The sequence below is a fragment of the Hyphomonas johnsonii MHS-2 genome, from assembly GCF_000685275.1.
Lineage (GTDB): Bacteria > Pseudomonadota > Alphaproteobacteria > Caulobacterales > Hyphomonadaceae > Hyphomonas > Hyphomonas johnsonii.
On record NZ_ARYK01000004.1, the window covers coordinates 109,125 to 121,525 of the forward strand.

General features: G+C 64.4%; 14 protein-coding genes and 2 tRNA genes. 10 read left to right on the forward strand and 6 right to left on the reverse strand.

The window, feature by feature from the left end; genetic code table 11:
* Positions 1-117 precede the first annotated feature (117 nt).
* Both HJO_RS09125 and HJO_RS09130 read left to right on the forward strand, forming a co-directional pair.
* Positions 118-795, forward strand: coding sequence for a nitroreductase (locus HJO_RS09125; RefSeq protein ID WP_035616385.1), 678 nt, complete (start codon positions 118-120; stop codon positions 793-795).
* A 79-nt stretch (positions 796-874) separates the two neighbouring features.
* A complete protein-coding gene (locus tag HJO_RS09130) occupies positions 875-1,882 on the forward strand; it encodes an SDR family oxidoreductase (protein WP_035616386.1) in 1,008 nt (335 codons plus the stop codon).
* Here the strand turns inward: HJO_RS09130 and HJO_RS09135 are convergent.
* On the reverse strand, positions 1,879-2,709 hold the full coding sequence (locus HJO_RS09135) for a class I SAM-dependent methyltransferase (protein WP_035616389.1): 831 nt from the start codon (positions 2,707-2,709) through the stop codon (positions 1,879-1,881). The two genes, HJO_RS09130 and HJO_RS09135, sit on opposite strands and share 4 nt — an antisense overlap.
* A gap of 172 nt (positions 2,710-2,881) precedes the next feature.
* On the opposite strand from HJO_RS09135, the gene HJO_RS09140 reads away from it, so the two are divergent.
* From HJO_RS09140 to HJO_RS09150, 3 genes are all read left to right on the forward strand, one after another.
* Positions 2,882-3,367, forward strand: coding sequence for a flavodoxin family protein (locus HJO_RS09140; protein ID WP_035616392.1), 486 nt, complete (start codon positions 2,882-2,884; stop codon positions 3,365-3,367).
* 80 nt (positions 3,368-3,447) lie between these two features.
* On the forward strand, positions 3,448-3,825 hold the full coding sequence (locus HJO_RS09145) for a hypothetical protein (protein WP_156945540.1): 378 nt from the start codon (positions 3,448-3,450) through the stop codon (positions 3,823-3,825).
* Positions 3,826-3,949: 124 nt separating this feature from the next.
* The gene (locus tag HJO_RS09150; RefSeq protein WP_241764707.1) at positions 3,950-4,402 is read left to right on the forward strand and encodes an ABA4-like family protein; all 453 of its coding nucleotides are present in this window, start codon (positions 3,950-3,952) and stop codon (positions 4,400-4,402) included.
* Here HJO_RS09150 and HJO_RS09155 read toward each other — a convergent pair.
* Positions 4,399-4,833 carry a hypothetical protein gene (locus tag HJO_RS09155; protein ID WP_035616395.1) on the reverse strand — a complete coding sequence of 145 codons (435 nt, stop codon included), beginning with the start codon at positions 4,831-4,833 and terminating at the stop codon, positions 4,399-4,401. The genes HJO_RS09150 and HJO_RS09155 overlap by 4 nt on opposite strands.
* Positions 4,834-4,841: 8 nt before the next feature.
* On the reverse strand, positions 4,842-5,327 hold the full coding sequence (locus HJO_RS09160; protein WP_035616397.1) for an MmcB family DNA repair protein: 486 nt from the start codon (positions 5,325-5,327) through the stop codon (positions 4,842-4,844).
* 195 nt (positions 5,328-5,522) lie between these two features.
* On the opposite strand from HJO_RS09160, the gene HJO_RS09165 reads away from it, so the two are divergent.
* Entirely contained in the window at positions 5,523-6,410 is an 888-nt protein-coding gene (locus HJO_RS09165) for an RNA polymerase factor sigma-32 (protein WP_035616399.1), read from the forward strand.
* 3 nt (positions 6,411-6,413) lie between these two features.
* On the opposite strand, the gene HJO_RS09170 is transcribed toward HJO_RS09165, so the two are convergent.
* From HJO_RS09170 to HJO_RS17710, 3 genes are all read right to left on the reverse strand, one after another.
* The gene (locus HJO_RS09170) at positions 6,414-8,123 is read right to left on the reverse strand and encodes a DUF2207 domain-containing protein (protein WP_035616400.1); all 1,710 of its coding nucleotides are present in this window, start codon (positions 8,121-8,123) and stop codon (positions 6,414-6,416) included.
* Between the two features lie 2 nt (positions 8,124-8,125).
* The gene (locus HJO_RS09175; RefSeq protein ID WP_156945578.1) at positions 8,126-8,680 is read right to left on the reverse strand and encodes a LemA family protein; all 555 of its coding nucleotides are present in this window, start codon (positions 8,678-8,680) and stop codon (positions 8,126-8,128) included.
* Positions 8,681-8,746: 66 nt separating this feature from the next.
* Positions 8,747-9,499: a thermonuclease family protein gene (locus tag HJO_RS17710; protein ID WP_051618455.1), complete on the reverse strand. Its 753-nt coding sequence runs from the start codon at positions 9,497-9,499 to the stop codon at positions 8,747-8,749.
* Between the two features lie 143 nt (positions 9,500-9,642).
* Between HJO_RS17710 and HJO_RS09185 the strand changes: the two genes are divergently transcribed.
* From HJO_RS09185 to HJO_RS17715, 4 genes are all read left to right on the forward strand, one after another.
* Positions 9,643-9,719 (forward strand) — tRNA-Arg (locus HJO_RS09185).
* Positions 9,720-10,005: 286 nt separating this feature from the next.
* Positions 10,006-10,092, forward strand: a tRNA-Leu gene (locus tag HJO_RS09190).
* 195 nt (positions 10,093-10,287) lie between these two features.
* Complete coding sequence (locus HJO_RS09195) at positions 10,288-11,493, forward strand: tyrosine-type recombinase/integrase (protein ID WP_035616403.1); 1,206 nt, start codon at positions 10,288-10,290, stop codon at positions 11,491-11,493.
* A 101-nt stretch (positions 11,494-11,594) separates the two neighbouring features.
* The gene (locus HJO_RS17715) at positions 11,595-12,266 is read left to right on the forward strand and encodes a hypothetical protein (protein WP_051618456.1); all 672 of its coding nucleotides are present in this window, start codon (positions 11,595-11,597) and stop codon (positions 12,264-12,266) included.
* The last annotated feature ends 135 nt before the right edge of the window (positions 12,267-12,401 follow it).

The window sequence follows — 12,401 nt, forward strand, 5'->3', positions numbered from 1 at the left end:
CGCCAGCGAAGGCAAGCCTTGACCATGAGGCAGGTGCGGCAAAGGGCAGAACCTGTTTGGAACCCGGCCGGAAGGCGGCTAGGAAACCCGCAAAACAGCGAAAAAGGAGAAGCAATCGTGGAATTCGAAGACGTGGTCATGGGCCGGCGCAGCATTCGCGGCTACCAGAAGAAACCCGTTCCCAAGGCACTGATCCGGGACGTCCTCGAACTGGCCATGCGCGCGCCCACGTCGCTGAACACCCAGCCGTGGAATTTCTACGTTGTCGCCGGCGACGTGCTCGACCGTATCCGCAAGGGCAATGTCGAACGCAACCTTGCCGGTGTGCCGCACTCGCGCGAGTTCCGCATGGGGCCCGACTATGCCGGCGTCCACCGCGAACGCCAGATCGGCATCGCCATCCAGCTGTTCCAGGCCATGGGCATCGAGCGCCACGACAAGGAGGCGCGCCAGGACTGGGTGCTGCGCGGCTTCCGCCAGTTCGACGCGCCGGTCTCCATCGTCATCACCTATGACAAGGCGATCCAGGGCAGCGACATCGCCCCGTTCGATTGCGGCGGCGTCGTCAACTGCCTCGTCAATGCGGCCTGGTCGAAGGGCCTCGGCTGCGTGATCAACTCGCAGGGCATCATGCAGTCGCCGGTCGTGCGCGAACATGCCGGCATTCCCGACGACCAGGTCATCCAGACCTGCGTTGCCATGGGCTGGCCCGATGACAGCTTTCCCGCCAACGCCGTCGTCTCGACCCGCAAATCGGTCGATGAAGCCGCGACCTTTGTCGGTTTCGACGATTGACCTGCCAAAGCCGATAGTCCGCCCTGCGTGACCTGCGGGTCACGCGCTGTTACGTTGCCACAAACACCGGAGCCCCCTCATGTCGAACAAACTGGAACTCAACCGCCGTCACCTGATGATGGGCGCCGGCCTGGCAGCGACGGCCTTTGCCGCCGGTGCAACGCAGGCCCATGCCGAAACCGGCACCACCGCGCCGGACCTGACCGGCAAGTCCATCCTGATCACCGGCTGCTCGTCCGGCTTTGGCCGCCTTGGTGCAGAACATTATGCCCGCCTCGGCGCGAAAGTGTTCGCGACCATGCGCAACCTGCCGCGGCCGGAGGCCGACGAACTGACGGCCCTCGCCGCCAGCGATAATCTCGATATCACCGTGATCGAAATCGACGTCACCTCGGACGAGCAGGTCGAGGCTGGCGTTGCCGAGGCGCTCAGTGCCGCCGGTGGCGCGATTGATGTCCTCATCAACAATGCGGGCATTGCCTTTGCCGGGCCGATCGAAGTGCAGGACATGGCTGCCACGCAGCTGATCTTCGACACCAATGTCTTCGGGCCCCAGCGCATGATCCGCGCGGTGCTTCCCGCCATGCGCGCCGCCGGCAGCGGGCAGGTCTTCAATATCGCCTCCCAGCTCGGCCGCGTCATCGTTCCGGGCTACGCGCACTACTCACCGACCAAGTTCGCCCTCGAGGCGCTCAGCGAACAGCTCGCCTATGAGACAGTCACGCAGGGCATCGACGTGACGATCATCGAGCCCGGCGGCTATCCGACCGAAATCTGGGAAAACCAGGTCGCCCTGTCCGCCGCGCTCAAGGCCCGGCTGCCGGAAGAATTGCTGACCGCCTATCCGAACATGACGGCCCAGATGGGCGTCGAGAACGGCGGCGGCGGCGGGGATACCGACCCGATGGACATTCCGCGCAACATTGCCGGGATCATCGCCATGCCCGCCGGCACACGCCCCCTGCGCCGCGCCGTGCATCCGGTGTCCCGCCCGCAGGAAGCCATCAATGCGGTGTCGGCCCAGCAACAGCTGGCCATGCTCGGCAATTCGCCCTACGGCCCGCTGGTCAAGGCCGTGCTCGACTAGGCCTGCGCGCGGATCATCCAGCACGCTGCATTGAAGCGCACCTCGTCGCCGTGCACATAAGGCGCGAAGGCGGCCCGCGCGGTTTCGATCACGCGGGCCCTTGTCGCGTCATCCACGTCCTGCAGCGCCGCGCCGACCGGCCCGCGCTGGATCAGGAACCCGTCAATCGCCGCCGCCGGCATGGTGCAGGCAAAGTCCACAGGCACGAATGCGATTCCGGTCCATCCGCTGTCAGCCAGGATGCGGCGGGTGCGGTCTGCATCCGCCAGCCCGAATTGCCCGGGCACGTCCTCCTCGCGGGCAGGCATGTCCGGCAGCAGGGGGGCCGCCGCCCGCTCGGCCGTCGTCATGAAGGGATTGTCCGCCATGCTGCGCCAGGCGATGCAGCGCAGGCGCCCGCCGGCTGCGCAGGCCCGTCTCAGGTTGCTGAAGGCGGCGACCGGATCGTCAAAGAACATGATCCCGAACCGCGACACGATCGTGTCGTATTGCCCTGGCGCGAAGGCATGGGTCTGGGCATCGGCGCGAATGAACTGCGCTGTCGCGCCTGCATCCTTCGCGCGGGCCCGGGCGAGCGCCAGCATGGGCTCTGATATGTCGAGGCCCGTGCAGGCGGCGCTGTCGCCCAGCGCGCGCGAGATCGCCAGCGTTGTGGCGCCGGTGCCGCACCCGACATCCAGCACATTGCGGGCCGGGGCTTCCGTCACCGTCTCGACGATCCGCTCCGCAACGGGGGCAAACATGCCGTCCAGCATGGCCTGCCCCTTCACCCAGCCTTCGGCCGCCGGACCGTTCCAGAATCTCGCCTGTGCTTCATTGATCGTCATGGCCGTCTCCCCGGGCGTGAATGCCCGTTTCCGAACCGCACTCTGCCACGCCAGGCCAGCCCGAGGTCAAGCCCGTGCCGGATTTTGACGGGGCTCGCGGCCAGGGTGGGCGAACCGGGCAAGGCCATCTCCCGGCTGGCAAGCGGACGGATTTGCCCCTATGAGGCTGGGCATGGCGCAGCTCCTCATCGTCTGGCATTCCCGCACCGGCGGCACCCTGCAAATGGCAGAAGCCGCTGCCGATGCGGCGCGTGCCGAGACCGAAACCGTCCTGAAGCGCGCTGACGAAGCGACAACCTTCGACGTCTTCTCCGCCGACGGCTATCTTTTCGCGGCCCCGGAAAACCTCGCGGCCGTGTCCGGCGAGATGAAGGAATTCTTCGACCGGTGCTATTACCCGCTGCTCGGGCGCATCGAGGGGCGACCCTATGCCCAGATGGTCTGTGCCGGTTCCGACGGCGAGAATGCCGCCCGCCAGATGCGCCGCATCGCGACCGGCTGGCGCCTGAAGGAAGTCCAGCCGCCCCTCATCATCTGCACGCATGCGCAGACCCCGGAAGCCATCCTCGCGGTGAAGACCATCACTCCCCGCGACATTGCCCGCTGCCGCGATGTCGGCACGGCCCTCGGCGCCGGCCTCGCGATGGGCGTTTTCTGAAGGCCCTGCGCCCCGTCTCCCCCGGACAATCGCCCGCAACCCGCCGCCGCCACAGGCCGCGTCGCAATCGTATCCCACACTTGCGCCAGCCGATTATACTTGCGGGCATGAACCCGCTCTACGCTCCGTTATATGCCCATGTCATGGTCCTGTTCTGGCCGTGGCTGTGGTGGCAGTTGCACGTGATCGAGCGCTGGCGCCGGCAAACCGGGCGCGGCCTGCTGATCGCTGTCGATCAATGGGGCAATGTCCATGTCCGCTTTGTGGAAGACGCTCCGTGTGCGGCGTCCGGGGCCGCTCGTGCGCCGGTCTCCCGCCGGCTCGCGCTTGCGCTGGGCGACGCGGTCGCCCCGCTCTGGGCCATGCTCGCGCCGCGTGCGGATCGGGCTGCCCATCCGGCCAGCGGTCCCGCGTGTCGCCGGGAATGCGGCTATCTCTGCCCCGCCCCCGAAACCTGACCGTCGGCCAGTCCCTGCCAATCCAGTCCGTCTCCCAAGCGCCCTCGCAGGCGCCGCACGCGCAGGCGCAAAGGCTTGCGCTGCGGTCGCCGCCACGTCACGGTAACAAAAAAGGGGGAGGCACATGATGACTTACGAGACTCTGTTTTCGCTGATCAATCTCAGCGTGCTGCCGGCCTGGCTCCTGCTGGCCATCCTGCCGCGCGCCGGCCTCACCAGGACGATTGTCCATTCCGGTCTCTATCCGCTCGCGCTCGGCCTGTTCTATGTCGTCACCATGTCGATGACGCTGTTCTTCGGCATGGGGGCAGAGGGTGGCGGGTTCGGCAGCGCCGCCGGCGTCTCGCAGATCTTCTCCCACCCGCTCGGCATCCTGGTCGGCTGGTCGCACTACCTCGTGTTCGATCTCTTCGTCGGCAGCTGGCAGGCGCGTGACGCCCAGCGCCGCGGCTTGCCCCACTTGGCGCTGGTGCCCTGCCTGTTCTTCACGCTGATGTTGGGCCCGGTCGGGCTCCTGCTCTACCTGATCGTCCGCAAGCTGGCCGGCAAGGGGGGCTGGAGCCTCGTCGAGGCCTAGGCCTCGGGCGGGGTCTCGAACAGGTCCATCTGGCGCGGGTCGACAAACCGCTTGCGCGACGGTTTCGTCCGCCCCGAGCGGAAATACAGGTCGTCCGTATGGTCGTCGCCCTCTGGCGCCGGTTTCGCGGCCTTTGCCGGTGCCGGCTTCTTCGCCTTCGCCGCCTTCACCAGCCGCCAGAAGGTCACCGCCAGCACCGGCGCGCCCTTGTCGTCCTCGTAGCGCTGCAGGAAGCCGTGCGCGACACCGCCGGAATTGGCCGCCATCTGCTCGGTCGCATCGGCATCGCTCAGGCTCAGCCATTCGGTGTGCAGCGACTCGACCACCAGGGCTCCGGCCAGCTCCTCGGCCTCGGCGCGCGTACGGGCGGCTTTCACGCCGGGTTTCAGCGCGTCCTTGACCGTTGCGGCGAGGGGATAGGCTTGGCTCATCAGCGCGCTCAGGTAGGCGACAGCGGCCCCGGCGTCCAGCCCGTATCCTGGCTTGCCTGCAATCGTCCCGCTGCCAGCCGCGCCAGCCGCAGGGTCACCGCCTTGCGCCGCGCCCCGGCCAGCTTGTCCAGCGGTGCCTCGCGGATCACCGCCGCGCCGAAGGCATCGGCAATGATCAGGCCCGCCTCTTCGGGGATCAGGGCCTGCGGGAAATCCTCGCCCACGGCGAAGTAGAACCGGTCGCAGAAGGGCATGTATTCGGGCCATTTGGAATCCGACCGGAAATCGGCGACCGACGACTTGATCTCCACCATCGCCACTTCGCCAGCCGGCCCCAGCGCGGCAATGTCGGCCCGCCGGTTATTGGCCAGCGTCATTTCCGTCACGCCGAAATAGCCGAGCCCCGCCAGCAGGCGCAGCGTGCCGCGCGCAATCTCGCCCGCGCGGGTCTGTGGCAGGTCGGCAGGGAGGGCGCGTATATCACCGTCCGGCATGGGATCAGGGCTTTCCGTTCTGGAATTGTTCCTGTGCAACCCTAAGCCCGCCGCCCGCAGCCGGTCAAGCCGCCGGGCCGGCCGCAATGCCCTTCACCGAAATGTTAACGCCGCGAGTGGTCCAATTCGGGGCCTGAGTACGTAGAAACATCACACAGGCGGGCGCCCGCCTGCCTCGCTCAGGAGACCGGCAACATGGCAAGTGCCTATGATTTCAATGGTCCGGCCGACCGCAGGTTCGTCAAGGCCGCGATGAAAACGCCAATGCTGGAGCCGGACCGCGAGTTCGACCTCGCCCGCCGCTGGCGCGAGGACAAAGACGAATCCGCCCTGCATGAACTCACAACCGCCTATATGCGCCTCGTCGTCGCGATGGCGGCGCGCTTCCGCCATTATGGCCTGCCGATGTCCGATCTCATTTCCGAGGGCTGTGTCGGCCTGATGCAGGCGGCTGGCCGGTTCGAGCCGGCTCGCGAAGTGCGCTTCTCGACCTATGCCAGCTGGTGGATCCGCGCGGCCATCCAGGACTATGTCCTGCGCAACTGGTCGATCGTGCGCACCGGCACCACGGCGGCCCAGAAATCCCTGTTCTTCAACCTGCGCCGCCTGCGCGCCCAGATCGACGATACCGGCGACGGCGTCATGACGCGGGACAACAAGGCCTGGATCGCCGACCATCTCGGCGTGCCCCTGCGCGATGTCGAAAACATGGCGTCGCGCCTGTCAGCGGCCGACCGTTCTCTGAATGCGCCGCTGTCGGTCGACGGGGATGGCGAATGGCAGGACCTGATCGTCGACACGTCCGCTATCCCGGAAGACCAGGTCATGGCCCGCCGCGACGATACACGCCGCAAGCAATGGATTGCCGACGCGCTGAAGGCGCTGAACGAGCGTGAGACGCACATCATCCGCCAGCGCCGCCTCTGCGAGGAAACCGTCACGCTGGAACGGCTGGGCGACGAACTCGGGATTTCCAAGGAGCGCGTCCGCCAGATCGAGCACCAGGCCCTCGGCAAGCTGCGCCGCGCGCTGGAACAGATCGTCGGGGATCCGGCTGCGTCGGGCCTGATCCCGAACGCCTGATTGCTACCAGCCGCCGCCGCCGCCGCCTCCGCCGCCACCACCGGAAAAGCCGCCGCCGCCCGATCCGGACGAACTGGAACTCTGCGGCAGGGCCGTCGTGACACCCGAACTCATGCTGTCCACCATGCCGCTGGTCATCCGCCCGACATCGCGGAATCCGTCGGACGCCATATTGGTCCAGACCGGGTTGTAGGCCGCTGCCTCATCCGGGATCAGCCGTTCGAAATGCTTGGTCCACGGCTTCTCGACACCCAGCGCCACGGCATAGGGCAGGAAGGTCTCGTAGCGCTCTGTCGTCATCGGCGGCGGCGCCTCGCTGCCCACCTTGACGGCGTTCAGCTGCAGCTTCTCGGCCGTCTCCATGTACAGTCGGAACCCTTCGATCTCGGTGCGCACATCCTGGCCGAGCCTGGTCGGCGCCGGCATCAAATACATGAACCAGCCATTGAGCACGGCCAGCGCCAGCAGCACGCCGGTATGCCACCAGGACCAGTTGGTCGCCTGCGTGATGGCCAGGGCAATCGCCCCGCCCGTCAGGGCCACAGCGGCCACCGTATAGAGCGCATTCCACCTGAAATACTTGCGGCCATACTTGCGGCCCAGCGCCGTGCGGAAACTGGCATAGGCGGCCGTGAAGGCTGCGTTGTACTTGTCGCCCAGCGTGAACGTGTCCCGGCCGCCGAACACGCCCTGCTCCAGCGCCAGGTCTTCGGCCGTGAACTGGCCCGGCGTGCTGGCCGCGTCGGCGCGAACCAGCCGTGTTTCCTTTTTCTTCTTGCCGGCATCAATCCGTATCTGCCCCTTGACGGCCAGGTTCATCAGCGTCGCGATCAGCGCCTTGTGGCCGGAAACGCTGCGATAATAGATGTGATGTACTGCGGCCGGGGAATAGCCTTCCGGCGGTGCGTAGCGCGGGAAGACAGGCCCCTTCGCGGGGTCCCGGCCGACGCGATCGAAGCTGCGCCAGTAGAAGGTGAACACGCCCAGCAGCGAGACGAGCAGGATCGCCAGCGAACCGTTGCGCTGCCACCAGCGCCGGGTCCTGTCGGCGCTCGACGGCGGATCGATCAGGCCCTTGGCCAGGCTGACCACGATGGACAGCCCTTCTTCGCGCTCCAGCGTGCGGGTCGTCCGGAAGACCAGCTGGTCCCCTTCACGCCGGTAGGAATAGTCGCTGCCGGTTTCACCCTGGCCGCCGGTAAAGGCGATCGAATCGGTCACCCGCCCGCCCGGCGGCAGGATCACGGTGGCCGTCGCTTCCTCGATCGGGAAGGCCCAGTAATTGCCGGTGGCGTTCCAGTAGACCTCGTCATGATCCTCGAAATAGCGGACCTGGTTGCGCACCCGGTAGGTAATGTCATAGCGGTGAGCGCCGTTCTCCAGGTACACGCTGGCAGACCCGATGCGCACGCGCACGGCATTGTCCACGACGCTTTCCTCATAGGGTTCCGGGGCGCCGTCGCGCTGGACGCTCAGGATCTTGTAGTCGAAGGGCAGGCGGTTGGCGCCGTCCATGTAATAGCGAGGCAGGTCCCGGAAGATGCCGCGCTGGATCTGGTTGTCCTCGGACGTGACGGCGATCGACTCGGTGACGACGATATCGCCGTTGGTCTCGACATGGAGCGTGACATCGAACCGGTCGATCCGTTCCGCCGCGCTGGCGGCCATGACCAGGGTGAGCGCTGCAAGCGCGAGGACAAGGCGGCGGATCATGATCAGGTTCCCTTGAAGTCCACGGAAGGCAGGGCCCGGTCAGCGGTCTCGATCTCGAAGAAATCCCGTTGGCGAAATCCGAACAGGCTGGCCACCAGATTGGCCGGGAAGCTTTCCACAGTGGTGTTCAGTTCGCGCACGGCGCCATTGAAGAACCGCCGCGCCATCTCGATCTTGGTTTCGGTGTCCGACAGTTCGGTCTGCAGCTCGAGGAAGTTCCGGCTCGCCTTGAGGTCCGGATAGGCTTCGGCAACCGCCATCAGGCGTGCCACCGGCTGCGACAGCGCCGTTTCCGTCTTGCCGCGCTCGGTCGTATTGTCACCGGCGGCCAGCGCCGCCGAGCGCTTGGCCACGACATCCTCGAACAGGGACTTCTCGTGCGCCGCGTAACCGCGCACCGATTCCACAAGGCGCGGGATCAGGTCTGACCGGCGCTTCAGCTGGACATCGATATCGGCCCAGCCATTTTTCACCATCTGGCGCTTGTGGACCAGCCGGTTGAAGATCAGCACCAGGCCAACCAGCATGAATGCGGCCAGTGCGATCAGGAATAGTATTATGCCGATCATCGTGTTCCTCCCGGTGAACCTGCCTTGCCTGTATCGGGCAAAGCGGCGGAATTGTCACTCGCCCGCCAGGCGCGAGACATTCAGCGGATGCGAAATCTCCATGCGCCCGTCGCGGACATAGCCGCGCGCCAGCAGGCCCGTCCCGGCCGGTGTCTGGCAGAGCGCGGCAGCCGCGCGCTCGATCTCGAGGACCAGCGCCGACCCGGCCAGCGTCAGGTCACACGCGGTCCCCGGCGCATCGCTGCGCTCCCGGCGCGCGACATGGCCCTCGACCAGCTGGAACCGCTCGAATGGCTCCGGCAGGTCATCCGCAGCGGGAATGCGATAGGCCCGCTCGCCCCAGAGGCCGGTCCTGGCGGCCCGTGCCTTCGCCTCCAGCGGCACCAGCGGCGCATTGGCCCCGGCAGTATCGGGATACACCCGCACCCGCGCCCCGCCTCGCGCCACCATCTCCCGGTTCAGCCACAGGTCCGGCCCCAGCGCGTCCGTCGTCACCACTTGCGCCAGCGCCCGGTCATAGCGGTCGCGCGTCAGGCCGGCATAGTGCAGCTGCACCTCCCGCCCCAGCGCCATGTCTTCCAGCAAGCGCCGGGATTCCTTGAAGTAGGGCGCACCCTCCCGCTCCTTGTAAGGCCCGGCAGGTGCCTCGATGCCGACCAGGCGCACGCTCTGCCCGGTGTCCAGCACCAGTGCGTCGCCATCGATCACCCGGACGACGCGGCCGCGCTCGCCCGGTGCCGTGCCCTCCAGCGGATCGGGCGCGCTGCAGGCGGTCGCCAGGCAGAACGCGGCCAAGGCAAGATACATCCCCCGTCCCACGTCCCTGCCACTCCCCTGCAACCCCTGCTACTCCGCCCGGGCCGGCCCCGGTCCAGGCACGCTGCCACACCGGCGCACGCCGCGCAAAGGGCTTCAAACCCGCGCCGCTTTGCCCTATAGGCAGACCCGATGATCCCGTAGCTCAGCAGGATAGAGCAACAGATTCCTAATCTGTAGGTCGCGCGTTCGAATCGCGCCGGGATCACCAATAATTTCAAGATACTGTGGAGGTTTCATCTGCGTGGACGCCGGCGCGTACGGTTCGTCGCCAGAGCGGACAACTCACATGAGCGCCCTGTTCGGCACGGGTTCGGAGCCCCGGGCAGCGAGTGCCCGCGCCCAGTATGAAACGGGCGAAACATGCCGGGCAAGTGTGCTGACCTGATCAAATTGCGCCGGGGTGGTCATAAGGCGGTGCTGACCTGTTGTGCGTCGCGGCGTTTTCCCGTTGACGTTTTCCGGCCCGGGTTATAAGTCCCCCCTTCCAAACCCGTGCCCAGATGGCGGAATTGGTAGACGCGCTACGTTCAGGTCGTAGTGATCGCAAGGTCGTGGAGGTTCGAGTCCTCTTCTGGGCACCATTAGCTTCTCCGAGACAGTCCGAGAAACTCCAAAAACCACTGAAAAACATAGAGTTTTTGGCCAGAAAGGCCGAATTGTTGTCCGATATGGGTTGGGGGTATGTGCCTGCATCCGGCTTTATTGGGGGTAGATTCGGGGGTATGGTGGCATTTTCGCCCCTCAAATTGACAAGCCGATACCCCCAAAAGCCCACGATGCCTCTTACCGACACGCGATTGCGCCAACTCAAATCAGACGCCAAGCCGTACAAGGTTTCGGACGGTGGCGGGCTGTATGTCCTGGTGAACGCCAACGGATCAAAGCTGTGGCGGCTCAAGTATCGGTTCAATGGCAAGGAAAAGGTGCTGTCGTTTGGCTCCTACCCCGAAACCACACTTGCGCGGGCGAGAGAACGGCGAAGTGACGCCAAGACGTTGTTGGCCGACGGCATAGATCCCGCCGCGCATGCCAAAGCCGAAAAGGAAGAAGACGAGGCTTTGAACGAACACACGTTCGCGCTTATCGCCGCCGAACTTATGGAAAAGCTGCGCAAGGAAGGCAAAGCCGAAACCACGCTTCACAAGAAGCAATGGCTTCTGGACAAGGCGAACGATGATTTTGGAAGCCTGCCGATCCGCCTGCTGACACCAGCCACTGTTCTGGAAACCGTTCGGAAGGTGGAGGCGCTTGGCAATTATGAAAGCGCCAAAAGGCTGCGCTCTACCATTGGTCAGGTTTGCCGCTATGCCGTCGCCACAGCGCGCGCTGACAATGACCCGACCTATGCGCTGCGTGGTGCGCTGATCGCGCCGAAGGTGACGCACATGGCGGCAGCAACCACCCGTGATGAGTTTGCGGAAGTTGTGCAGGCGGTTTGGGAATACGATGGCGGTGCGCCGTCCACCCGCGCGGCCCTGAAACTGATGGCCTTGCTCTATACCCGCCCCGGCGAATTACGGCTGGCGCTTTGGGAAGAGTTTGACCTGGAGGCTGCGACCTGGACTATTCCGGCCAGCCGCACGAAGATGCGCCGCGAGCATGTCAAACACGTCGCCCCGCTGGCCGTCCAAATCTTGCGAGATCTTCGCCGCGAAACGGGAAGCAATTATCGCGTATTTCCGTCTTCTATCGCGCGAGACAAACCGATCAGCGAGAACACGTTGAATCAGGCTTTACGGCGCATGGGGTTTGAGAAGGATCAACACACGTCGCACGGGTTTCGCGCCAGCGCGTCCACCCTGCTGAATGAAAGCGGACTATGGGACAAAGACGCAATCGAAGCCGAACTTGCCCACGTCGGCGCTGACCAAGTGCGGCGCGCGTATCATCGCGCGCTATACTGGGACGAACGTGTGAAGATGGCGGAGTGGTGGGCCAGCGAGATCCAGCAAATGCTAAATGGTAACCGGGGTCTAGGTTGAACCTGAAGGCATTGCCCATCATCGACGATCCACCAAGAATTGCCACCTAAAGGAGAATCGCTATTTCTAACGCTTTCCGATGCAGAAAACGTTCAAGATAGATGCGCGACTCTAATTATGATTATGACGTGTCGCCTTGGTGGCGGCTGACGGACAAGTTGAGCGTTGTAGAAGCAAGTTTGCTTGTACTGGGCATTGAGCCACAAGGCCTCGCCGAATACATCGAAAACCATGAAGCCCACCAACGCCCCAAAGGATATGCAGCGGTCAAAGCAGGAATAGTCGCCGGCCTTCAGAACGAAACGCTGAAGGGACATCTGAGCTTTGTTCAATACCAAGAGCACGGTGGCGGGTGGGAGACTGATTATACTCGCCACGATCTAAGTGCATCGGCGGTCGAGGTCGACAGTCTGATCAATTGGCTGACATCCCGGGGAGTATCAGAAGGCTACTTTTTCTCAACTGACAATTCGAAGGGTGGGCTACGTGATGCGTCGCATCCACGCTACGCACCAAAACTGGCCGCTGCGGTTCGGGCATGGGAATCCTTTGACGAATCATCTTCGGCACCGGGAACCGCAAAGCAAAGGCTGGCAAAGTGGTTGAGGTTGCACGCAGCCGAGTACGGTTTGACGGATGACGATGGAAAATCGAGGGAGTCTGTCATTGAGCAACTGGCTACGATTGCGAATTGGGCCACCAAGGGGGGCGCTCCGAAAGCGGAATCCCCAGAACCCTTTGATAATGACCTTGATGATAAAATCCCATTTTAACTGGGTGCTATGAACATCTTGCGGGGAACCTCCACGAGGTCTTGCGTTTTCGATGGTTAGGTTAGCCGCAAAATTCAGCCGACCTTTTTGAAACCTCCCCTCCTATTATCCGCCACCTACAAGCCGGATGTTTTC

Excerpts from the sequence above, each read along its gene's own strand:
- HJO_RS09150 (WP_241764707.1), top strand. The coding sequence starts at position 3,950 with ATGATGACTTACGAGACTCTGTTTTCGCTGATCAATCTCAGCGTGCTG.
- HJO_RS09130 (WP_035616386.1), top strand. The coding sequence starts at position 875 with ATGTCGAACAAACTGGAACTCAACCGCCGTCACCTGATGATGGGCGCC.
- HJO_RS09160 (WP_035616397.1), bottom strand. The coding sequence starts at position 5,327 with ATGCCGGACGGTGATATACGCGCCCTCCCTGCCGACCTGCCACAGACC.
- HJO_RS09195 (WP_035616403.1), top strand. The coding sequence starts at position 10,288 with ATGCCTCTTACCGACACGCGATTGCGCCAACTCAAATCAGACGCCAAG.
- HJO_RS09140 (WP_035616392.1), top strand. The coding sequence starts at position 2,882 with ATGGCGCAGCTCCTCATCGTCTGGCATTCCCGCACCGGCGGCACCCTG.
- HJO_RS09135 (WP_035616389.1), bottom strand. The coding sequence starts at position 2,709 with ATGACGATCAATGAAGCACAGGCGAGATTCTGGAACGGTCCGGCGGCC.
- HJO_RS17715 (WP_051618456.1), top strand. The coding sequence starts at position 11,595 with ATGCGCGACTCTAATTATGATTATGACGTGTCGCCTTGGTGGCGGCTG.
- HJO_RS09165 (WP_035616399.1), top strand. The coding sequence starts at position 5,523 with ATGGCAAGTGCCTATGATTTCAATGGTCCGGCCGACCGCAGGTTCGTC.
- HJO_RS09155 (WP_035616395.1), bottom strand. The coding sequence starts at position 4,833 with ATGAGCCAAGCCTATCCCCTCGCCGCAACGGTCAAGGACGCGCTGAAA.
- HJO_RS09170 (WP_035616400.1), bottom strand. The coding sequence starts at position 8,123 with ATGATCCGCCGCCTTGTCCTCGCGCTTGCAGCGCTCACCCTGGTCATG.
- HJO_RS17710 (WP_051618455.1), bottom strand. The coding sequence starts at position 9,499 with ATGTATCTTGCCTTGGCCGCGTTCTGCCTGGCGACCGCCTGCAGCGCG.